This is a genomic window from Amycolatopsis bullii (assembly GCF_014654205.1).
Taxonomy (GTDB): Bacteria; Actinomycetota; Actinomycetes; order Mycobacteriales; family Pseudonocardiaceae; genus Amycolatopsis; species Amycolatopsis plumensis.
This window is the reverse complement of record NZ_BNAW01000048.1, coordinates 55,162-76,113: the sequence shown is the minus strand read 5'-3', so window position 1 is coordinate 76,113 and position 20,952 is coordinate 55,162. Positions and strand designations below refer to the sequence as shown.

Sequence of the window (20,952 nt, the reverse complement as noted above, 5' to 3'; positions counted from 1 at the left end):
GGCTGGCGGGGCGCCGGTGCCGGGGCTGGGAACGGCCCAGTCCGCGGGCCAGGCGGCTCAGCAGCAGGCGGCAGGCTCGGCGGCCGCGCAGGGTGCGGTCGAGGCGGCGCCGGAATCGACCGGGTTGTCGGCGGGCTCGACGCAGGCGGCCGCGCGTCAGGCCGAGGCTGCCGGGCAACCCGCGCCGGGTTTGTCCGCGGGCCAGGAGCCGGGCGCGCTGCAGGAGGCTCAGCAGGCGGTTGCTCAGCAGGGCGTGCCGGGTTCGCCTGCGGGCCAGGAACCCGGCACGCCGGAAGCGCCCGAGCCCACCGCCGACGCTCAGCAGGCCGAGTCGCCGGAGCCGAAGCTGCAAGGCGACATCTTCGCGAACGAGACTCAGCCGCCCGCCGAAGAGGCGACACCGACCGGGGCGGGCTCCGAGCAGGGTGCTCTGCCGCAACGCACCCCGAAGCCCGCCCTCCCGCAGCCGAGCCGGCCCGAGAAGCCCGCCGCCCTCCCGCAGCCCGCTCTGCCGCAGCCCACCCGCCGCCACCCGGACGTCTTCCAGGAGTCCGGTCAGCTGCCCCTCCCCAACGGCCGCCCCGCCGCTCCGCCCTCCTCGCTCCCCAGCAGGAAGGCCACGGAGACACCCGCTCCGCGCCGCGAAGAGTCCGTGGTCGAAGCCACCACCGAGTGGAACTTCGGCACGGACGACGGCTGGCGCGCGGTGCAAGCGGTGTCCCAGTCGGCACCCTCCACCTTCACTTCGGCAGGATTGCCCCGGCGCCGTCGCGGGGAGCAGCTGCTCCCGGGCAGCGCCGGACCGTCCACCGGGGCCACGGCCCCCCGACCACAACGGGACGCACACGACGTGCGCGGCCGCCTGCGGAGTTTCCAGCAGGGCATCGAGCGCGGACGCCACCGCACCGCGCAGGCGGCCGAGAACAACCACGAGACCTTGGAGGGTGAATGACCTCGCCGAGTAGCGCTCAGCCGACGCAGAACCAGTTCGGCTGGCTGGTGAACGACTTCGCGGAGCGGGTGCCCGGCGTGGCCCACGCCGTGGTCGTCTCGGCGGACGGCTTGCTGCTGACCGCGTCGAACCGGCTCCCGCTCGACCGGGCCGACCAGCTCGCCGCGGTCGCCTCCGGGCTGGTCAGCCTCACCCAGGGCGCGGCCCGCTGCTTCGAAGCCGGCGCGGTCAACGAGACCGTCGTCGAGATGGAGCTCGGGATCATGGTGCTGATGTCGATCAGCGACGGGTCCTGCCTGGCCGTGCTCGCCGCCCCCAACTGCGACATCGGGCAGGTCGCCTACGAGATGACGATGCTCGTCGACCGGGTCGGCCAGATCCTCACCCCGGAGCTGCGCGCTCAGCTTCAGGGCTCCGGGGGGTCGCTGATCGGCGAACCGGTGGGATGATGGCGCGATGAGCACGGGGTCCGGATTCGACGGCGAACCACCCGCGGGGCGCAGCCCCGCCGGGCGTGGGGACGACGGCACGTTCGCCGACGTCCTCAACGGGTTCACGCTGGATTCCGGCCGTGCCCGCCGGAAGCGCAAGAAGACCAAGGAGTCCCCGCAACCCCCGGCCGCCGGTGCGCACGCGGCCGCGGATCCGGCGGCGTTCGCGCCGCCGGCCGACCAAGGAGATCCTGTGACCTCTTTAGTCTCTCCACCCGGCAGTACCGACGGGGACAGCCCCAGACCAGGCGGTTTGTTCGACCCGGGCCCACCCAGCGGCGAATTCGTCATGCCCGCGGTGTTCGAGCAGCCGCCCGCGCCCGAGGAGCTGACGGCGATCGTCCGGCCGTACGCGCTCACCGGTGGCCGCACCCGCGCGAACTATGCCCTGGAGCTGGAGACACTGATCTCCGCGAAGGACTACGCTGCCACCGGTGGCTTCCCCGAAGTGGCCGCGGAGCAGATCGAGTGCATCTCGATCATGGAAGAGTGCCGGACCCCCCGTTCGGTCGCCGAGATCGTCTCGGCGCTGCGGGTGCCACTGGGCGTGGCCCGGGTGCTGATCAGCGACGCGGCCGACGCGGGGCTGGTCACGGTGCACAAGACGATTACGGGCAATGACGGCGCCGAGGCACATCTGGTGTTGATGGAAAGGGTTTTGAGTGGACTCCGTCGGCTTTAAGGCACCGCGGGACACCGCGCCCCCGACCATGACCTCCGCCAAGATCGTGGTGGCCGGCGGCTTCGGCGCGGGGAAGACGACCTTCGTCGGGTCGGTGTCGGAAATCGTGCCGCTGACCACCGAGGCGATGATGACCGACGCCAGCGTGGGCGTCGACAACCTCGACCACACGCCGGGCAAGTCGACGACGACCGTGGCGATGGACTTCGGCCGGGTGTCGCTGGACGCGGACCTGATCCTCTACCTGTTCGGCACGCCCGGGCAGCAGCGGTTCTGGTTCATGTGGGACGACCTGGTCCGCGGCGCCATCGGCGCGGTGGTGCTGGCCGACACGCGCCGGCTGGCCGACTCGTTCGCGCCGATCGACTTCTTCGAGGACCGCGGGCTGCCGTACATCGTCGGCATCAACACGTTCGACGGCGTGCTGGAGCACGACATCAACGACGTCCGCGAGGCGCTGTCGATCGACCCGAACATCCCGATCGTCCGCTGTGACGCGCGGGACCGCGAGTCGACCAAGCAGACGCTGATCACGCTGGTCGAGTACGCCATGCGGCAGTGGATCGCGCTGCGGGCGGCCAACGCGCGCTGACCGTGGTGGAGCCAAGGGCCCGGGACACGCCCGGGCCCGGCGCCGCCGCTCACGCGCGGCGGAAGCGCAGCAGCACGACCTGGCCGTCGAAGGTGCGCGACTCCACCAGCTCCAGGCCGAGCCGCGCGGTGCCCTCGGCGAACGGCCGCTTGCCGCCGCCGAGGACGACCGGGTGCACGAACACCTGGTACTCGTCGATCAGGCCGCGGGCGGTGAGCGCGGCCGCCAGCTCCGCGCCGCCCACGAGCAGCAGATTCCCGCCCGCTTCGGCCTTCAGGGACGCCACCGCTTCGCTCAGGTCTCCGCCGAAGACGCGGGTGTTCCAGTCCGCCTTCTCCAGCGTCCGCGAGAACACCACCTTCGGCGTCTCCCGCCAGACGGGCGCGAACGCGATGTCGTGCGGGTGGTCCGAGATCGACTCGGCGTTCGGCCAGTACGCCGACATCATGTCCCAGACCTTCCGCCCGTAGGCGAACGCGCCGCAGCGCGCGCTCAGCTCCTGCGAGTAGGCCGACAGCTCCGGGCCCATCACCGGCCAGTCGAATTCGCCGTGCGGGCCCTCGACGCAGCCGTCGAGCGAAGTGTGGACCATGTGGACGATCTCGCGCATTCCGTCTCCTCTGTCGGGGTCTGGCACCAGGAGGTCGGAGCCGCGGCCGCCGACCGGACACGCCCTCGAGGAAATTCTCAGTACTCGTCGTGACGCCGCCACCACGAGCCGGGAGCGTCGTCGCCGCGGCTCTCCTCCTCCCACGCTTCCTGGCGGCCCAGCGGCGTGATGTCGAGGTACCGGTGCGACGCCAGGAACGCCTCACCGCCCCGGCCGGAGGTGAAGTAGGTCCGGTAGACGTCGTCGCCGTCGCGGAGGAAGACGCTGACGCCGAAGCCGGTGCCGACCCCGCAGTCCTCGGTGAAGCTGCTGCCGTGCGCGGACACCCACGGCACGTCCCAGCCCATGCGCGTCTTGTACCGCTCGATCTCGGGCAGGGTCGCGGGCGCGACGACGGTGAGCGTGACGTCACGGGCGTGCAGGTGCGCCAGGTGCGGCAGGTTGTCGACGAGCAGGGAGCAGCCCGGGCAGCCCGCCTCGTCGCCCGGGTGCAGCATGAAGTGGTAGACGATCAGCTGGCGGCGGCCCTCGAACAGGTCGAGCAGGCTCTTCGTCCCTTCGGCCGACTCGAACTCGTACGGCCGGGGGAAGGCCACCATCGGCAGCCGGCGGCGTTCGGCGGCGAGGCGGTCGGCCGCCTTCATGAGTTCCTTCTCCTTGACGAGCAGCGCGTCGCGCGCGGCCTGCCATTCCTCCGGCGAGACGATTGCGGGCCGGGTGGCGGTCATCGGACGTCCTTTCCTCGGGTGCGGCCGGTCGGGTCCTCGAAGCCGGAGGTCCGGCCTCCCCAGCTACCGGCCCGGGCCGGCGGGTGTCAAGGTTGTCCTGGACAGCCCTGAGAGCCGCGTCACCGGCCCTCGGGTTTCCAATAGTAGGAAGTCAAAGTATTTTGAAGGCATGAGCAGCGAGCTGTACCGTCCCGTGCACCCCGTTCGGTTCGTCACCGCGTCCAGCCTCTTCGACGGGCACGACGCGTCGATCAACATCATGCGGCGGATCCTGCAGTCGCAGGGCGCGGAGGTCGTCCACCTCGGCCACAACCGGTCGGTCGACGAGGTCGCGACCGCCGCCATCGCCGAGGACGTGCAGGGTGTCGCCATCTCGGCCTACCAGGGCGGGCACGTCGAGTACTTCTCCTACCTGGTGGAGCTGCTGCGCGAGCGCGGCGCCGGCCACATCAAGGTCTTCGGCGGCGGAGGCGGGGTGATCGTGCGCGAGGAGATCGAGCTGCTGCACTCGCGCGGCGTCGCCCGCATCTTCTCGCCCGAGGACGGCTACGAGATGGGCCTGCCGGGCATGATCAACTTCATGATCAAGGCCTGCGACGTCGACCTCGCGGCCGAGGCCCCTTCGCTGGACAAGGTGCTCTCCGGGGACGTCGCCGCGCTTTCGCGGGTCATCACCCAGCTGCAGGCCGGGCGGCTGTCCGCGGACCTGCTGGCCGGCCTCACCGAGGCCGCGGGCACGTGCGAGGTGCCGGTGCTCGGCATCACCGGCACCGGCGGCTCGGGCAAGTCGTCGCTCACCGACGAGCTGATCCGCCGTTTCCGCCTCGACCAGGAGGACAAGCTGCGGATCGCGGTGCTCGCCGTCGACCCGTCGCGGCGCAAGGGCGGCGGGGCGCTGCTCGGCGACCGCATCCGGATGAACTGCCTCGACGGCTCTCCGGTGTACTTCCGCTCCCTGGCCACGCGCACGACGTCGGGGGAGATCCCGGCCGGGCTGAGCGAGTCGATCCTGGCCTGCAAGGCCGCCGGGTACGACCTGGTGATCGTCGAGACGCCGGGCATCGGCCAGGGTGACGCCGGCATCGTCGACTTCGTGGACGAGTCGCTGTACGTGATGACGCCGGAGTTCGGCGCCGCGTCGCAGCTGGAGAAGATCGACATGCTCGACTTCGCCGACGTCGTCGCGATCAACAAGTTCGAGCGCCGCGGCGCCGAGGACGCCCGCCGCGACGTCGCGCGCCAGCTGGTGCGCAACCGCGAGGCGTTCTCGTCGGCGCCGGAGGACATGCCGGTGTACGGCACGAGCGCGGCGAAGTTCAACGACGACGGCGTCACCGCGCTGTACCAGCACCTGCGGGGCATGCTGGCCGAGCGCGGCCTCGGCGTGTCCGCGGGGACGCTGCCGCAGGTCGAGGGCAAGGTCTCGACCGACGCCTCGACGGTCATCCCGGGCAACCGGGCCCGGTACCTGGCCGAGATCTCCGAGACCGTGCGCGGCTACCACGCGAAGACCGCGCAGCAGGTCGCCGCGATCCGCAGGCACGAGGCGCTGGCCGTCGCGCACGCGGAACTGTCCAAGGTGGACGCCTCGACCGACGCCCTGGACGGCCTGCTCGCCGCGGCCGAGTCCGATGTGGACGCCGAGTCGACGAAGCTGCTCGAGCGGTTCCGCGCGCTCGCCGAGGAGTACCGCCAGGACGAGCTCGTCGTCAAGGTCCGCGACAAGGAACTGCGCACGCAGCTGTGGCGCGACACGCTGTCCGGCAACCGGATCCCGCGGGTCGCCCTGCCGCGGTACGCCGAGTCCGGCGAGCTGCTGTCGTTCCTGCGCCGCGAGAACCTGCCCGGCTACTTCCCGTACACCGCGGGCGTCTTCCCGTTCAAGCGCGACGGCGAGGACCCGGCGCGGATGTTCGCCGGCGAGGGCGACGCCTTCCGCACCAACCGCCGGTTCAAGCTGCTCTCGGCCGACTCGGAGGCCAAGCGGCTCTCCACGGCGTTCGACTCGGTGACGCTCTACGGCCACGACCCCGACACGCGCCCGGACATCTACGGCAAGGTCGGCACGTCGGGCGTGTCCATCGCGACCCTCGACGACATGAAGGTCCTCTACGACGGCTTCGACCTGACCGCGCCGAACACGTCGGTGTCGATGACCATCAACGGCCCGGCGCCGACGATCCTCGCCTTCTTCCTCAACACGGCGATCGACCAGAAGCTGACGGCGTTCCGCGAGGAGCACGGTCGCGAGCCGTCGGACGCCGAAGCCGCCGAGCTGCGCGAGTGGGTGCTGCGCACCGTCCGGGGCACCGTGCAGGCCGACATCCTCAAGGAGGACCAGGGCCAGAACACCTGCATCTTCTCCACCGAGTTCAGCCTCCGGATGATGGCCGACATCCAGGAGTGGTTCATCGAGCACGGCGTCCGCAACTTCTACTCGGTGTCCATTTCGGGCTACCACATCGCCGAGGCCGGGGCGAACCCGATCTCGCAGCTGGCGTTCACGCTGTCCAACGGCTTCACCTACGTCGAGTCGTACCTGGCGCGCGGCATGGACATCGACGACTTCGCGCCGAACCTGTCGTTCTTCTTCTCCAACGGCATGGACGCGGAGTACTCGGTGCTCGGCCGGGTGGCGCGGCGGATCTGGGCGGTGGCGATGCGCGAGCGCTACGGCGCGAACGAGCGGTCGCAGAAGCTCAAGTACCACGTGCAGACGTCCGGGCGGTCGCTGCACGCGCAGGAGATGAGCTTCAACGACATCCGCACCACGCTGCAGGCGCTGTGCGCGCTGTACGACAACGCGAACTCCCTGCACACCAACGCGTTCGACGAAGCCATCACGACGCCGTCGGAGTCTTCGGTGCGCCGCGCGATGGCCATCCAGATGATCATCAACAAAGAATGGGGCCTGTCGAAGAACGAGAACCCGCTGCAGGGTTCGTTCATCATCGACGAGCTGACCGACCTGGTCGAGGAGGCCGTGCTGGCCGAGTTCGACCGCATTTCCGAGCGCGGCGGCGTCCTCGGCGCGATGGAGACGGGCTACCAGCGCGGCAAGATCCAGGACGAATCGATCCTGTACGAGCGCAAGAAGCACGACGGCTCGCTGCCCATCATCGGCGTCAACACGTTCCGCAACCCGCACGCGGGCGAGGAGGACGTCGAGGTCGAGCTCGCGCGGGCGACGGAGGCCGAGAAGCAGTCCCAGCTCGACCGGCTCGCGGACTTCCAGCACCGCCACCACGAAGAGGCCCAGCAGGCGTTGAAGACGCTACGCGAGGCAGCCACCCGCGGCGGCAACCTGTTCGGGGTGCTGATGGACGCGGCGCGGGTGTGCTCGCTGGGCCAGATCACGGAGGCGTTCTTCGAGGTCGGTGGCCAGTACCGGCGCAACGTCTAGCGGCGCACCGCCTTCAGCTGCCAGACCGGGACGAGGACCCGGCCGTCGGCGTCGGTCCCCAGGGCGGACAAGTCGGCGGGGTCCTCGTCCAGCACCACCTGGACGCTCTGCCGCAGCTCCTCCGGCGTCATCGACGTCGTGTACACAGCCGGCTCGAGGCGCTCGATCGTCCAGTCCTTCCCGACCGTCTCCCGCAGGTTCGCCTCGCCGATCAGGTACGGCGCCGGGAAACCGGCCGGGACGTCCTCCGAGAAGCAGAACAGGTGCAGCGTCGCGCCCGGCCGGGTCGCGCGGGTCAGCGCCGCCAGGTACGCGTGGCGCGCTTCTTCGGACAGGCAGTGGTAGAGCGCGCTGTCGAGGACCGTGTCGAAACGGCCTTCGTAGCCCTCGAGCTTCGTCGCGTCGGCCACGGCGAAGGTGACGCCCGGCGCCCGCGTGCGGGCCTGCTCGACCGCCGACGGCGCGCCGTCCAGGCCGGTCACGGTCAGGCCGCGGGAGGCCAGGAACGCCGAGTTGTCCCCGAGTCCGCAGCCGATGTCGAGGACGGCACCGGTGAATTCCCCGGCGTCGGCCAGCGCGACGACCGCGGGCTGCGGGGCGCCGAGGTCCCACGGCATCTTGCGGCCGATCGGCGTCGCACCCTGGTACAGCTGTTCGAAGTCGACGTCCTGCACGTCCATGTCCGCCCCTTTATTCAACATGTGATGAGATCACTCCATCATGCACCCCGGGCCGACCCGGTGGTAGTCCTTGACCATGAAATTCGGGATTTCGACGTTCGTGACCGACGAAGGCATCCGGCCCGACGTGCTCGGGGCCGCGCTGGAAGAACGCGGCTTCGACTCGCTGTTCCTGGCCGAGCACTCGCACATCCCGGTCGGCCGGGAAACCCCGTACCCGGGCGGTGGCGACCTGCCGCGCGTGTACTACCGCACCCTGGACCCGTTCGTGGCGCTGACCGCCGCGGCCACCGCGACGTCGGAGCTGCTGCTCGGCACCGGGATCGCCCTGCTGATCCAGCGGGACCTGATCCACACGGCCAAGGAGGTCGCGTCGCTGGACCTGATCTCCGACGGCCGCGCGCTGTTCGGCGTCGGCGTCGGCTGGAACCGGGAGGAGATGCGCAACCACGGCACCGACCCGAAGACGCGCGGCGCGCTGATGGACGAACAGCTCGCCGCGCTCAAGGAGATCTGGACGAAGGACGAAGCCGAGTTCCACGGCGAGCACATCGACCTCGACCCGATCTTCAGCTGGCCGAAGCCGGTGCAGAAGCCGCACGTCCCGATCTACATCGGCGGCGAGAGCGAAGCCGCCCTGAACCGGCTGGCCAAGTACGGCGACGGGTGGCTGCTCCGGGGCTACACGAAGTACCAGGAGGCGCAGCGGGTGCGCGGGTGGCTGGCGGACCAGGGCCGCGAAGACGTGCAGTTCGCGGTCTTCGGCGGGCCGACGACGCCGAAGGTCGTCGACGGCTTCCGCGAGGCCGGCGTCGAGCGGTACACGTTCCTGCTGGACACGCTGCCCGAGTCGGAGACGCTCAAGGCGCTCGACGAGCTGGCGGAGGTGGCCGCCGCGCACCGCTGACGCCCGGCCACGGGCCCAGCGGCGGGAGGTCGCCGGTGAGGCCGTCGCCGTCGGCCCGGCCGGACAGCCAGGCGGCCAGCTCCCGCACCGGGCCGGTGACTTCGGTGCTCCCGGAGCCCCAGCTGCGGTCGCCGGCCCGGACGGTGACGCCGCCGGGCAGGCGGCCGGCCAGGAAGTCCACCGCGTGGACGCAGAAGCCTTCGGGCCAGTCGGCCACGCCGATGCCGACGTCGAGGTCGACGGCGTGGATCCAGACCTCGCGCCAGCGCGCGAAGACCGTGCTGGACAGCTTGCCGTCGCGGTAGTCGACGTGCTGGTCCCAGTCGCGGACGCGGGCCCAGGCGTCTTCCAGCCGGACGGAGTGCCGCAGCAGGGCGCGCCGGTGCTCGTCGGCGGTCCGGCCCGCGGTGGCTTCGATGATGCCGTCGCGGTCGTGCGTCCGCGGGTCGTAGAGCGGGATCAGCACCCCGAGCAGCGCGTTCTCGACGAGGTCGGCGAGCGCGCGGCCGGCGTCGGTGACGTGGGCGAGCACGTGGCCGCGCGTCCACCCGGGCAGCGGCGAGGGCGCGCGGACCTCTTCGTCGGTCAGGCCGTCCAGCGCCCGGTGCAGCCGGCGGTGCGCTTCGGCGACCGCCGCCGTCGGGATCACTTGTCGAGCAGCAGGTGCACCGACAGTTCGAGGCGGTTGGCGACGTCGGCCGCGGAGGCGCGGCGGGTCACCCAGGCCACCAGGTTCGCCATCCAGACGTCGGCAACCACGTGGAAGATGTCGCGGTCGGCCTCGGCCGGCTCGGCGATGCCCATCGCCTTGGCGAACATGTTCTCCATCAGCCGCCCGACCTGCTCGACCTCGGCGGCGGCGGAGGTGTCGGCGAACATGAACGCGCGGACCATGGCCTCGGTCAGGTGCGGGTCGCGCTGCATCATGCGCGTGTTGCGGCCGAGCACGAACATCAGCCGCTCGGCGGGCGTGTCGCCCGGGATGGCCTGGCGCTCCAGCTTCTCCTGCGCGCGCTCGAACTCGCGGGCCAGCCCGGAGACCAGCAGGTGGATCTTCGAGGGGAAGTACCGGTAGAGCGTGCCGAGGGCGACGTCGGCCTTCTCGGCGACGGCGCGCATCTGGACGGCGTCGTAGCCGCCCTTCGAGGCGAGCGCGAGGGTGGCGTCGATGATCCGGCGGCGGCGGTCGCGCTGGGCGGCCGAGCCGAGTTCGTCGGCCCCGATCGCGCTCAGGCCGTTGCCGCGGGCCTTGGTTTTGCCTGGCATCGGCATTCCCCCGTCCTTCGGAACTTGTTCCAGTTCACGACGTAGATTACCTGTCCTGGCGAACCTCGCGACAATTGACCCACTGGCCGGAAAACTGTAACACGTTCTACACTCGCGAGTAGTGTCCCGTCCCGCGAGGAGGCCCCATGCCGGTCGCGCTCACCGAGGAACAGCTCGCGCTGGCCGAGGCGATCCACGCCTGGTCCGCGGCGCACCACCCGCGGGAGGCGGTGCGCGCCGCGGAAACCGGCCCCGGCGCGGGCATCCCGGCCGGCTTCGCCGGGCTCGGCCTGTTCGGCGTCGCGCTGCCCGCGGCGGCCGGCGGGGCCGACGGCAGTGTCGCCGACCTCGCCGCCGGGCTCGCCGCGGCGGCGGAAGAACTCGTTCCCGGGCCGGTGCTGGGCACCGCCCTCGCCGGGCTCCTGCTCGCCGAGGTCCCCGAGGCGAAGGAGCTGCTCCCGGCCATCGCCGAGGGGGAAGCCACCGTCGCGGTGCTGCTGGACGCCGTGTCCCTCGAGGACGGCGTCAGCGGGCCGGTGCCGGGGGCGCACCCGGACGCCTGGCTGCTCGTCCCGGTCGACGGCGGGCACGTGCTGCTCGCGCCCGGCGCGCCCGGGGTGAGCGTCGAGCCCCTGGCCGCGTTCGACTTCTCCCGCCCGCTGGCGCGCCTCCGGTTCTCGGGGGTCCGTGCCGACCTGCTGACCTTGCCGCCGGTCGACGCGCCGGCCGCGATCCTGGCGGCGGCCGAGGCGGCGGGCGTGGCGCGGCGGTGCCTGACCGTCGCCGTCGAGTACGCCAAGGTCAGAGAGCAGTTCGGCCGGCCGATCGGAGCCTTCCAGGCGGTCAAGCACCTGTGCGCCGAAATGCTCTGCCGCGCCGAAGCCGCCGAAGCGCTGGCCTGGGACGCGGCGGCCGGGCAGCACCCGCTTTCCGTGGCGAGCGCGGCCGTCGTCGCCCTCGACGCGGCCGTCGCCAACGCCAAGGACTGCGTCCAGGTCCTGGGCGGGATCGGGTTCACCTGGGAGCATGACGCCCACCTGTACCTGCGCCGGGCCGTGGCCCTGCGGCAGTGGCTCGGCGGGACGTGGCGGCGGCGGGCGGCGTCCCTGGCGCTGTCCGGGACCGAACGCACGCTGAGCGTCGACGTCGGGGACGATCCCGCGCTGCAGGACGAGGTCGCGCGGATCGCTGCCCTGCCTGCCGATGCGCAGCGTGCCGCGCTGGCCGACGCGGGTTTGCTGACGCCGCACTGGCCGTCGCCCTACGGCCGGGGTGCCGACGCCGCGGAGCAGCTGCGGATCGACGCTGCCTTGGCTGCGGCGGGCGTCCGCCGTCCGGACCTGGTGATCGGCGCGTGGGCGGTGCCGACGATCCTCGAGCACGGCAGCGACGAGCAGCGGGAGCGGTTCGCCCGGCCCACCCTGCGCGGCGAGCTGACCTGGTGCCAGCTGTTCAGCGAGCCCGGCGCCGGGTCCGACCTGGCGGCACTGCGGACGGCGGCCCGGCGCGTCGACGGTGGCTGGCGGCTGTCCGGGCAGAAGGTGTGGACGTCGCTGGCCCGCGAAGCCGACTGGGGCATCTGCCTGGCCCGCACCGACCCGGACGTGCCCCAGCACCAGGGCATCACGTACTTCCTCGTCGACATGCGCGCCGACGGCATCACGACGCGGCCGCTGCGCGAGATCACCGGCGAAGCGGTGTTCAACGAGGTGTTCCTCGACGACGTGTTCGTCCCGGACGCCGACGTCGTCGGCCCGCCGGGCGGCGGCTGGCGGCTGGCGCGCACGACCCTGGCCAACGAGCGGGTGGCCATCGGGAGCGGCTCGGCGGTGGGCGAGAGCGTGCAGGCGTTGGTGTCCACAGTGGACGCCGCGGAGCTGGACGACGTCGCGCTGGACCGGCTCGGCTCGCTGGTGGCCGACGGGGTGGCCGGGTCGGTGCTGGACCTGCGGGCGGCCCGGCGCCGGCTGGAGGGCCAGGATCCCGGCGCCGAGTCGAGCGTCCGGAAGCTGCTCGGCGTCCAGCACCGGCAGGACGTGGCGGAGTTCGCGCTCGAGCTGGCCGGCTCGGGCGCCCTGCTCGCCGACGGCCGGCCGCAGCACGAATTCCTGCTGACCCGCTGCCTTTCCATCGCCGGCGGCACCACGCAGGTCCTGCGTTCCCTGACGGCCGAACGCCTCCTCGGCCTGCCCCGCGGCTGATGCCCCGGCAATCACGCGTGATGCCTCTCCAGTCACGCGTGATGCCCTTCGGCGCACGAGTGGGTTGCGTCGAGAAACGGTGCGAAGGGACCGTTCGCGCCGCCGAGGGCAAAACTGTCGGGGTCGTGTTCTAGCGTTGCGGTCGTGGAGTTCAGCGCAGACACCCAGGCCACCTACCTCCCCGCGGATCCCCCGCGGGACGGGGTGCTGGCCCTGTGGGGCGAGGACGTGGCCGGCGGGACCACGATCGAGCTCGTGCTGCCCCGCGGAGCCAAGTTCGCGCGGACGAAGGTCGAGGCCGAGCTGGTCCCGCTGGAGCGGGCGCTGCCCCGGCTGCTGTCGGTGGGGGAGCAGGCCAGCCCGGCGGTCGCGGCGTGGTCGGCGGCCGTCAACGCCGGGGTGAACCTCGTCGCGCGGGGGCGGCTGCGGCCGGCCGCCTCACCGGGCGGGGCGGCGGCCTGGCGGATCGGCCCGCTGGACGCCGCCGACGAGGAACTGCTGCGGGGGCTGGCCGGCGCCCTGCCACCGGAGGCGTACGCGCTGCCGCTGACCGGGCTGAAGCGCATCCGCCTGCACTCGCCGGACTCCCTGGTCCGCGCGCTCTGGGACGCGACGGCCGACCTGCTGGTGCGCAGCCCGGCGGCGCCGGTGGGCGCGGGCGATCCGGCGTTCGCGGCGCGCGAGCCTGCCCTGCTCGGCCCGGACGGCGCGGCGTGGCTCGCGGAGCTGGAGGCCCGCGAGCCCCGCGGAATCCAGGTGCTCCTGCGGGTCGAGGGCCTCGACGACGAGACGTTCGCCGGGGTGCTGGCGGTGCGCAGCATGGCGGAGCCGAGCCTGGTGGTGGAGGCGGCCACGCTGTGGGACGCCCCGGACGCGGTGCTGAACCGCCTCGGCGACCAGGTCGAGACGCAGCTGCTGCTCGGCCTGCGCCGCGGCGCGCGGGCCTGGGCGCCGCTGGGCCGGGTGCTGACCCAGGCGACCCCCGCGTCGCTGGCCTTGTCCGACGACGAGGTGGTCGACCTGCTCACCGACGGCGCCCGCGACCTCGGCGGCGCCGGCATCGAGGTCCTCTGGGCGAAGGGGCTGTTCGCGGGTGAGGTGAAGGCTCGGGCGAGCGCGACCCAGGCGCCGGCGAGTGTGGCGGAGGCGGAGTTCGCGCTGCGGTCGCTGCTGGAGTTCCGCTGGCAGCTCAGCCTCGGCGGCGAGCAGCTGACCGAGGCCGAGGTGGCGGCGCTGGCGGAGGCCAAGAGGCCGCTGGTCCGCCTGCGCGGGCAGTGGGTGCGGGTCGATCCGCAGCTGCTGGCCCGGGTCCGGGGCCGCACCCGCAAGCTGGACGCGGGCGAGGCCCTCGCGGCGGCGTTGACGGGCGAGCTGGAGGTCGACGGCGAGCGGGTGGAGTTCGCGGCCCCGCCGGCGCTGGGTGGGCTGGCTTCGCGCATCCGCGACCGGGCGGGGGCCTTGGTGGCCCCGCCGCCCGGGTTGCAGGCGATGCTGCGGCCGTACCAGCAGGCGGGGCTGTCCTGGCTGGCCACGATGACGGGGCTGGGGCTGGGTGCCTGCCTGGCGGACGACATGGGACTGGGGAAGACGATCCAGCTGATCGCCCTCCACCTGCATCGCCGGGAGCTGGCGAGGTCTGGGGAATGGGGGCCGGGCTCGATGCAGCCTGGCGAGGTCGCTCGCTCGGTGGTCGAGGGGTCGGGGCCGGGTGGGGCGCAGCGCGGCCTGCCGGGGTGCCTGGCGGCCGAGCCGCCGGAGCTCGGCGCTGCGCAGTTGGGCGAGGTCGCTCGCTCGGTGGTTGAGGGGTCGGAGCCGGGTGGGGCGCAGCCCGGCCTGTCTGGGCGCCTGGCAGCCGAGCCGGCGCAAGCCGGCGCATCCAGCCGCTCGGAGGCGGAGCCGGACCCGGCGCAGTCGGGCGGCCCTGAGCAGGTCGGCGCATCGAAAGCCGGGCCCCCGCGCACCGGCGCCGGCGGGCCCACCCTCGTCCTCTGCCCCACCTCGCTCCTCGGCAACTGGGAACGCGAGTTCGCCCGCTTCGCCCCCGGCATCCCCGTCCGGCGGTTCCACGGCGGCCGCCGCCACCTCGGCGACCTCGCGCCCGACGAGGTCGTCCTCGCCACCTACGGCGTCCTCCGCCGGGACCGCGAAACGCTGTCCGAAGTGGACTGGGGCCTCGTCGCCGCCGATGAAGCGCAGCACGTCAAGAACCCGCTTTCCGCCACCGCCAAGGAGCTGCGCAAGATTCCCGCGCAGGCCAAGGTCGCCCTCACCGGCACGCCCGTCGAAAACCGGCTCACCGAGCTGTGGTCCATTGTGGACTGGACCACTCCCGGCCTGCTCGGCCCGCTCGATCGCTTCCGCCGCACCGTCGCGCGCCCGATCGAACGCGACCGCGACAAGGCGGTCACCGAACGGCTGGCTGCCACCGTCCGGCCGTTCCTGCTGCGGCGGCGCAAGACCGATCCGGACATCGCCCCGGAACTGCCGCCCAAGACCGAGACCGACCGGTTCGTCCCGCTCACCGCCGAGCAGACCACGCTCTACGAAGCCGTGGTGCGCGAAAACCTCGCCGAAATCCGGGAAAAAGAGGGCATCGAACGGCGCGGGCAGGTGCTGCGGCTGCTCACCGAACTCAAGCAGATCTGCAACCACCCCGCCCAGTTCCTCAAGGAGCCGCACGGCGCGCTCACCGGCCGCTCCGGCAAGCTCGCGGCGTTCGAAGAACTCCTGGACGTCATCCTCGACGAGGGCGAAAGCGTCCTGGTGTTCAGCCAGTACGTGCAGCTCTGCCGCCTGCTCGAGCGGCGCCTCAAGGACCGCGGCCTGCCCACCGAGCTGCTCTCCGGCGACAGCTCCCCGGCGAAGCGGCAGGACATGGTCGACCGGTTCCAAGCCGGCGAAATCCCGGTGTTCCTGCTCTCGCTCAAGGCGGGCGGGGTCGGGCTCAACCTGACCCGGGCCACCCACGTCATCCACTACGACCGCTGGTGGAACCCCGCCGTCGAAGACCAGGCCACCGACCGCGCCTACCGGATCGGGCAGGACCGGCCCGTCCAGGTGCACCGGCTGATCGCCGAGGGCACCCTCGAAGAACGGATCGCGCAGGTCCTCGAAAAGAAACGCGGCCTCGCCGAATCGATCGTCGGGGCGGGGGAGGACTGGATCACCGACCTGTCCGACGACGAGCTCGCCGATCTCGTCCGGCTCGGGAGCGGGTGATGCCACCGAGGCGGAACTTCGGCACGACGTGGTGGGGCCGGGCCTGGGTCGAAGCGCTGGAGCGGCGCGCGAAGCTCGACCCGAACCGGCTGCCGCGCGGGCGGACGTACGCGCGCAAAGGCACCGTCAGCGAGCTGCACTTCGGCGCCGGCGAGATGACGGCGTGGGTGCGCGGCAGCCGGCCGGAGCCCTACAAGGTCACCATCACCATGCGCACCTTCACCGACGGCGAGTGGGACACGCTGCTCGGCGTGGTCGGCACCCAGCTCGGCCACGCGGCCGCGCTGCTCGACGGCGAGCTCCCGGGCGCGCTCACCGAGCAGGCGCGCGAAGCGGGCGTCGACCTGCTGCCGGGCCCGGGCGACCTGCGGCCGCGGTGCTCGTGCCCGGACTCGGCGAACCCGTGCAAGCACGTCGCGGCGGTGTACTACCTGGTCGCCGACGAAGTGGACCGCGACCCGTTCACGCTCTTCCTGCTGCGCGGGCGCCCGCGGTCGGACGTCCTGGCCGAACTCCGCGCCCGCCGGTCGCCGGCGCGCGGCGAGAAGCCGAAGCTCCCGAAGCGGGCGGACGAGGGCCTGACCCCGCGGGCGGCCTACGCGCGACGTCCCGCCGCCATCCCCGCCCTGCCGCCACCACCGCGGGTTCCCGGACCGCCGGCGGTCCTGGACCTCGACCCGCCCCCGGGCACGGGCTGGACGGCGGCGGCGCTGTCCGCCCTCGCGGCGGACGCGGCCTCCCTCGCCCGCGACCTCCTGACCGGCGGCCCGACGCCGGCGGAGCTGACGTTCGAGGAAGACCTCGCCCGCCGCGCGGCCGGCCGCACGGGCGCGGAGATCACCGCCCTCGCCACCGCGGCGGGGATAGCCCCGAAGGACCTGACCCGCTGGGCCGAGGCCTGGCGCGAAGCAGGCCGCGGCGGCCTGGCCGCCCTACGGGAAACCTGGCAGCCGGGTCCGGGACCGTTGGCCGAAGGCCAGGAGACGCTGGCCGACGCGGGCCTGCCGGGCAAGCCGAAGATCTGGCGCAACCGGCTGACGCAAGGGGAGCTGCAGCTGCGCTACGGCCGTGATGCGCGCTGGTACCGGTTCGTCCGCGAAGGACCGGAGTGGCGCCTCGACGGCCCACCCTCGGCCAGCCCGCTGGACCTCGTTTACTGAGCGGCTTTCCAAGCGTTGTACGTGTGGTCCAGGAACCGCGCCACCCCACGCACCACGTGCGCCGACCGCACCGACGTGAACACGTCGAACGCGTGCTGCGCCCCGGTCAGCTCGGCGTAAGCCACCGGCTGCCGGGACTTCTCCCGCAGCCGCGAAACGAACTCACGCGCCTCACGCACCGGCACCAGCGAATCGTCCCGGCCGTGGATCACGAAGAACGGCGGCGCGTCCGAGGTGATCCGGTCCAGCGGTGACGCTGCGATGTAGTCGTCCAGGTGGGCCACCGGGTCCCGGTCCGGCGCGAACACGCGGCGGGCGATCAGGCTCTCCAGCCGGTACTTGCTCGCCGGTGCGCCGGACGTTGCCGCGAAGTCGTACACGCCGTAGTGCGGGACGCACGCCTGGATGCTCGTGTCCGCGTCCTCGAACGACGGCTGCAGCGCCGGGTCGTTCTGCGACAACGCCAGCAGCGCCGACAGGTGCCCGCCCGCCGAGCCGCCCGTCACCGCCACGAACCGCGGGTCGCCGCCGTACGAGGAGATCGAAGAGCGGATCCAGGCCAGGGCCTGCTTCGCCGCGACGATGTGCGCCGGCCACCGGTGCGCCGGCGCGAGCGGGTAGTTGATCGCGACGCACACCCAGCCGCGACGAGCCAGGTAGCGCATCAGCGGCCGGCCCTGCTCCTCCTTGTTGCCGATCACCCACGCGCCGCCGTGGACCTGCAGCAGCACCGGGGCGCCGGAAACCGGTTCGGAAGGGCGGTAGACGTCCAGCAGGAACCGCTTGCCGCCCGGGGCGTACGCGATGTTGCGGTCGACGCGGACGTCCGGGGCGCCCATCCGGAACGGCAGCGCCAGCTCGCCCCAGGGCAGGCCCAGGTCCGACCGGCCCAGCTCGTCGGCGTAGTCCGCACCCAACGCGGACGTCAGCGCCTTCTCGATCTCCTCGCGGGCGCCGTGCCCGGTGCGGGCCAGCGTGGCCAGGCCCGCGGCGGAGGCCGCCGCCAGCGCCAGGCCTGCCTTCGTCGACCGGTCGCGAACACCGTGGCGGGCCACGTGGAGCAACGCATCCGCGGCCGTCAGCGCCAGGAACTGGGGCGCCAGCTCACCGGTCAGCCACCCGGCGAAGAACACCGGGATCGTCGTGGACCGCGCCCGCAGCGGGCGGAGCGCGTTGGCGGTGAGACCGAGCTGGACCGCGCGACGGATCAGGAAATTCGGCTGCACCACCGCGATGATACCGGCGAGTAGGGTGACGCGCCGCTCACCGGACGTGGCCTACCCTTGGTCCATGCAGAGACTGAGCGGCCTCGACGCGAGCTTCCTCTACCTCGAGACGTCGTCGCAGGTCCTGCACGTCTGCGGGCTGCTCATCCTCGACGGCTCCACCGTCCCCGGTGGCTACACCTTCGCCAAGCTGCAGGAAAACCTCGAAGAGCGCGTCCGGATGATCCCGGCGTTCCGCCGCAAACTGCACAATCCGCTCTGGAACCTCAGCCATCCCGTGTGGATCGAAGACGAGGAGTTCGACCTCGACCACCACGTGCACCGCATCGGCGTGCCCGCGCCCGGCGACCGCGCCGAGCTGGCCGGGTTGTGCGCCCACATCGCCGGGCAGCAGCTCGACCGCGCGCACCCGCTGTGGCAGCTGTACGTCATCGAAGGCCTCGCCGACGGACGGCTCGCCGTGCTGCTCAAGATGCACCACGCGAGCGTCGACGGGGTCAGCGGCGCCAGCCTGATCACCTACCTGGCCGGCCTCGAACCGGACGGGCCGATGCCGGTGGTCGAGGAGCCCCGGAACGCCGGGATGCCGTCGCCGCTCGACCTGGTCCGGTCCGGGGTGGAGAGCGTCGTGAAGCGCCCGGCCGAGGTCGCGCGGCTGCTGCCCGACCTGCTGGGGCTGATGCCGCGGTGGGTCGGCCGGGCGTTGCGCGGCAAGGGGATGCCGATCCCGTTCACCGCGCCGCGGACGTCGCTCAACGGCACGATCACCGGGCACCGCAGCGTCGCCTTCGCCCAGCTCGACCTCGACGACATCAAGGACGTCAAGAACGCCTTCGGGGTCACGGTGAACGACGTCGTGCTCGCGCTCGTCGCCGGCGCGCTGCGGGAGTTCCTCTCCGCCCGCGGCGAGCTGCCGGAAGACCCGCTGGTGGCGACCGTCCCGGTCTCGGTGCACGACCGGACCGAACGCGAGCACGGCAGCAACAAGGTTTCGGCGTTCTTCGCCTCCCTGCCGACGCACCTGGCCGACCCGGCCGCGCGGGTGTTCTTCCTCGCCGAGGCCAACCGGCGGTCGAAGGACCACCACCACGACATCGACGCCGACATGCTGCAGGACTGGGCGCAGTTCTCGGTCGCGACGGCGTTCGGCCTCGCCGTGCGCGCGTATTCGGCGCTGCGCCTGGCCGAAAAGCACCCCGTGGTGCACAACCTGGTCGTCTCGAACGTGCCCGGCCCGCCGATGCCGCTGTACTTCCTGGGCGCGCGGATCACCGGCTTCTACCCGCTCGGCCCGGTCTTCCACGGCGCCGGGCTCAACGTCACGGTGCTGTCCAACGCGGGGAAGGTGCACGTCGGCCTGCTCGGCGCGCGCGAGCTGGTCAAGGACCTGTGGCCGCTCGCCGACGCGCTCCCGGACGCACTGGCCGAGCTGCTGAAGGCCGCGCCTACCGGGGGCTGAGCACCACGACCGGGATCTCCCGCTCGGTCCACGCCTGGTACTTCGCGAAGTCCGCGTACAGCTCGACGAGCCGCGGCCACAGTTCCGCGCGTTCCGAAGGCCCGGCGACGCGGGCCGTGACCGGGACGCCGCGCCGGCCCTTGAGGTCGATGCGGGTTTCGGGGTGCGCCAGCAGGTTGAAGTACCACTGCGGGTGCCGGGGGAGTCCGCCCTGCGAGCCGACGATGACGAAGTCGTCGCCGGAGCGCAGGTAGAGCAGCGGGGTGGTGAACAACCGCCCGGACTTGCGGCCGCGGTGCTCCAGCAGCAGCGTCGGCACCGGCTTGCGGAACCCCGCCCCGACGCGCCACTTGCCGCCGACGCGGCCACCGGTCAGCCGGAAGACCGCCACCTGCGCCTTCGCCGCGTATTTCATGACCTTGGCGGTCACCGGCGAGTCGAGGCCGCCGGGCTTGGAGTCGGGCAGGCTGAAGCGTCCCATCAGGGGTTCCTTCCTCGGAGGGAGTGGACCGCGGCGAGCAGGGCGGGCACCCAGCGGTCGGCGGCCAGCACGCAGGCGGCGTGCCCGGCCGCGACCTCGTAGGTGGCCGCGCCGGGGATCCGGCGGGCCAGCGACCGCTGGTGGGCGGGGGCGATGAACCGGTCCCGGGCGGTCACCACGACCGCGGCCGGCAGCCGCAGCGTGTGCAGCCACGGCCGCGAGTCGAACCGGCCGATCTCGTCGACGGCGACCGCGATCTCCCACGGCCGGGTCGACCGGAACTCCCGCAGTCCCCACCGGTGGTCGGCGAGGCGTTCGCGGGGGAGCGCGGCGGGCACGACCGGCGGCGGCACGCGCTCGCGCAGCCGCCGCAGCGTCCGGCCGAAGACCTCGAGGGCGGCGCGCTGCCGCAGCCCGCGGCCGAAGTGCCCCGCGGTCGAGCACAGCACCAGCCCGGTAACACGTTCTGATTCGGCGCGCGCCACGAGCTGCGCGACGAGCCCGCCCATCGAGTACCCGGCGATCGCGAACCGGCCGACGCCGAGCGCGTCCGCGACGGCGGTGACGTCTTCCGCGCAGTCGGCGAGCCGGAACTCCGGCGAGCGGATGCCCCGGCCGTGCCAGCGCTGGTCGAACACGACGACGCGGTGGTGCCGCGCCAGCCGGGGAAGGGCGGGATACCAGGTCAGCAGGCCCGTGCAGGCCACCGAATGCAGCAGGAAGAGGGCGGGTGCGTCCCGCGGTCCGACGTCGGTGACCACGGTGCGGCCGCGGCCGGGCAGCTCCACCGGGACCGGCTCGGGCACGCCCGCGGTCGGCGGCACGGTGATCCGCCGCCGTGTCCCCGCCATTGCGCCACCCCCGGGGGTTGCCGTGCCCGCCCTTTCCGGTTAAG

Annotated in this window: 17 protein-coding genes and 1 pseudogene; 10 read left to right on the top strand and 8 right to left on the bottom strand. The window is 72.6% G+C overall.

Annotated features, from left to right (window positions below; genetic code table 11):
* From IE317_RS44790 to IE317_RS35875, 4 genes and pseudogenes are all read left to right on the top strand, one after another.
* Positions 1-952: pseudogene (locus tag IE317_RS44790) on the top strand (nitrate- and nitrite sensing domain-containing protein); the annotation flags it as partial.
* Positions 949-1,401, top strand: a complete 453-nt coding sequence (locus IE317_RS35885) for a roadblock/LC7 domain-containing protein (RefSeq protein ID WP_004561253.1) — start codon at positions 949-951, stop codon at positions 1,399-1,401. The pseudogene IE317_RS44790 and the gene IE317_RS35885, both read left to right, overlap by 4 nt.
* A gap of 7 nt (positions 1,402-1,408) precedes the next feature.
* Positions 1,409-2,125 (top strand): DUF742 domain-containing protein, encoded by a 717-nt coding sequence (locus tag IE317_RS44785; protein ID WP_229903073.1) that lies wholly within the window; start codon positions 1,409-1,411, stop codon positions 2,123-2,125.
* A gap of 28 nt (positions 2,126-2,153) precedes the next feature.
* Entirely contained in the window at positions 2,154-2,717 is a 564-nt protein-coding gene (locus IE317_RS35875) for a GTP-binding protein (protein WP_004561255.1), read from the top strand.
* 49 nt (positions 2,718-2,766) lie between these two features.
* On the opposite strand, the gene IE317_RS35870 is transcribed toward IE317_RS35875, so the two are convergent.
* Positions 2,767-3,327 carry a dihydrofolate reductase family protein gene (locus IE317_RS35870; RefSeq protein ID WP_191315814.1) on the bottom strand — a complete coding sequence of 187 codons (561 nt, stop codon included), beginning with the start codon at positions 3,325-3,327 and terminating at the stop codon, positions 2,767-2,769.
* 77 nt (positions 3,328-3,404) lie between these two features.
* A complete protein-coding gene (locus IE317_RS35865; RefSeq protein ID WP_191315813.1) occupies positions 3,405-4,055 on the bottom strand; it encodes a DUF899 domain-containing protein in 651 nt (216 codons plus the stop codon).
* Positions 4,056-4,224: 169 nt separating this feature from the next.
* Between IE317_RS35865 and icmF the strand changes: the two genes are divergently transcribed.
* A complete protein-coding gene (gene icmF, locus IE317_RS35860; RefSeq protein WP_191315812.1) occupies positions 4,225-7,458 on the top strand; it encodes a fused isobutyryl-CoA mutase/GTPase IcmF in 3,234 nt (1,077 codons plus the stop codon).
* On the opposite strand, the gene IE317_RS35855 is transcribed toward icmF, so the two are convergent.
* Positions 7,455-8,138: a class I SAM-dependent methyltransferase gene (locus IE317_RS35855; RefSeq protein WP_191315811.1), complete on the bottom strand. Its 684-nt coding sequence runs from the start codon at positions 8,136-8,138 to the stop codon at positions 7,455-7,457. The genes icmF and IE317_RS35855 overlap by 4 nt on opposite strands.
* Before the next feature lie 76 nt (positions 8,139-8,214).
* Here IE317_RS35855 and IE317_RS35850 point away from each other — a divergent pair, with 76 nt between their 5' ends.
* On the top strand, positions 8,215-9,045 hold the full coding sequence (locus IE317_RS35850) for an LLM class F420-dependent oxidoreductase (protein ID WP_191315810.1): 831 nt from the start codon (positions 8,215-8,217) through the stop codon (positions 9,043-9,045).
* Here IE317_RS35850 and IE317_RS35845 read toward each other — a convergent pair.
* Together IE317_RS35845 and kstR are read right to left on the bottom strand one after the other, a co-directional pair.
* Positions 8,999-9,694, bottom strand: coding sequence for a maleylpyruvate isomerase family mycothiol-dependent enzyme (locus tag IE317_RS35845; protein ID WP_191315809.1), 696 nt, complete (start codon positions 9,692-9,694; stop codon positions 8,999-9,001). The two genes, IE317_RS35850 and IE317_RS35845, sit on opposite strands and share 47 nt — an antisense overlap.
* Positions 9,691-10,317 (bottom strand): cholesterol catabolism transcriptional regulator KstR, encoded by a 627-nt coding sequence (kstR, locus tag IE317_RS35840; protein WP_103342918.1) that lies wholly within the window; start codon positions 10,315-10,317, stop codon positions 9,691-9,693. Before kstR ends, IE317_RS35845 begins: the two co-directional genes overlap by 4 nt.
* A gap of 140 nt (positions 10,318-10,457) precedes the next feature.
* Here kstR and IE317_RS35835 point away from each other — a divergent pair, with 140 nt between their 5' ends.
* The 3 genes from IE317_RS35835 to IE317_RS35825 all read left to right on the top strand — a co-directional run bounded on the left by IE317_RS35835 (position 10,458) and on the right by IE317_RS35825 (position 16,891).
* The gene (locus IE317_RS35835) at positions 10,458-12,512 is read left to right on the top strand and encodes an acyl-CoA dehydrogenase (protein WP_191315808.1); all 2,055 of its coding nucleotides are present in this window, start codon (positions 10,458-10,460) and stop codon (positions 12,510-12,512) included.
* 144 nt (positions 12,513-12,656) lie between these two features.
* Entirely contained in the window at positions 12,657-15,731 is a 3,075-nt protein-coding gene (locus IE317_RS35830) for a DEAD/DEAH box helicase (RefSeq protein ID WP_191315807.1), read from the top strand.
* Complete coding sequence (locus IE317_RS35825; RefSeq protein ID WP_191315806.1) at positions 15,731-16,891, top strand: SWIM zinc finger family protein; 1,161 nt, start codon at positions 15,731-15,733, stop codon at positions 16,889-16,891. Before IE317_RS35830 ends, IE317_RS35825 begins: the two co-directional genes overlap by 1 nt.
* Here IE317_RS35825 and IE317_RS35820 read toward each other — a convergent pair.
* Positions 16,885-18,117: an alpha/beta hydrolase gene (locus IE317_RS35820; RefSeq protein WP_191315805.1), complete on the bottom strand. Its 1,233-nt coding sequence runs from the start codon at positions 18,115-18,117 to the stop codon at positions 16,885-16,887. The two genes, IE317_RS35825 and IE317_RS35820, sit on opposite strands and share 7 nt — an antisense overlap.
* Before the next feature lie 64 nt (positions 18,118-18,181).
* On the opposite strand from IE317_RS35820, the gene IE317_RS35815 reads away from it, so the two are divergent.
* On the top strand, positions 18,182-19,576 hold the full coding sequence (locus IE317_RS35815; protein ID WP_191315804.1) for a WS/DGAT/MGAT family O-acyltransferase: 1,395 nt from the start codon (positions 18,182-18,184) through the stop codon (positions 19,574-19,576).
* Here IE317_RS35815 and IE317_RS35810 read toward each other — a convergent pair.
* Positions 19,563-20,057 (bottom strand): nitroreductase family deazaflavin-dependent oxidoreductase, encoded by a 495-nt coding sequence (locus tag IE317_RS35810; protein ID WP_191315803.1) that lies wholly within the window; start codon positions 20,055-20,057, stop codon positions 19,563-19,565. The two genes, IE317_RS35815 and IE317_RS35810, sit on opposite strands and share 14 nt — an antisense overlap.
* Positions 20,057-20,908: an alpha/beta fold hydrolase gene (locus IE317_RS35805; RefSeq protein WP_191315802.1), complete on the bottom strand. Its 852-nt coding sequence runs from the start codon at positions 20,906-20,908 to the stop codon at positions 20,057-20,059. The genes IE317_RS35810 and IE317_RS35805 overlap by 1 nt, the downstream gene beginning before the upstream one ends.
* Positions 20,909-20,952: the final 44 nt, after the last annotated feature.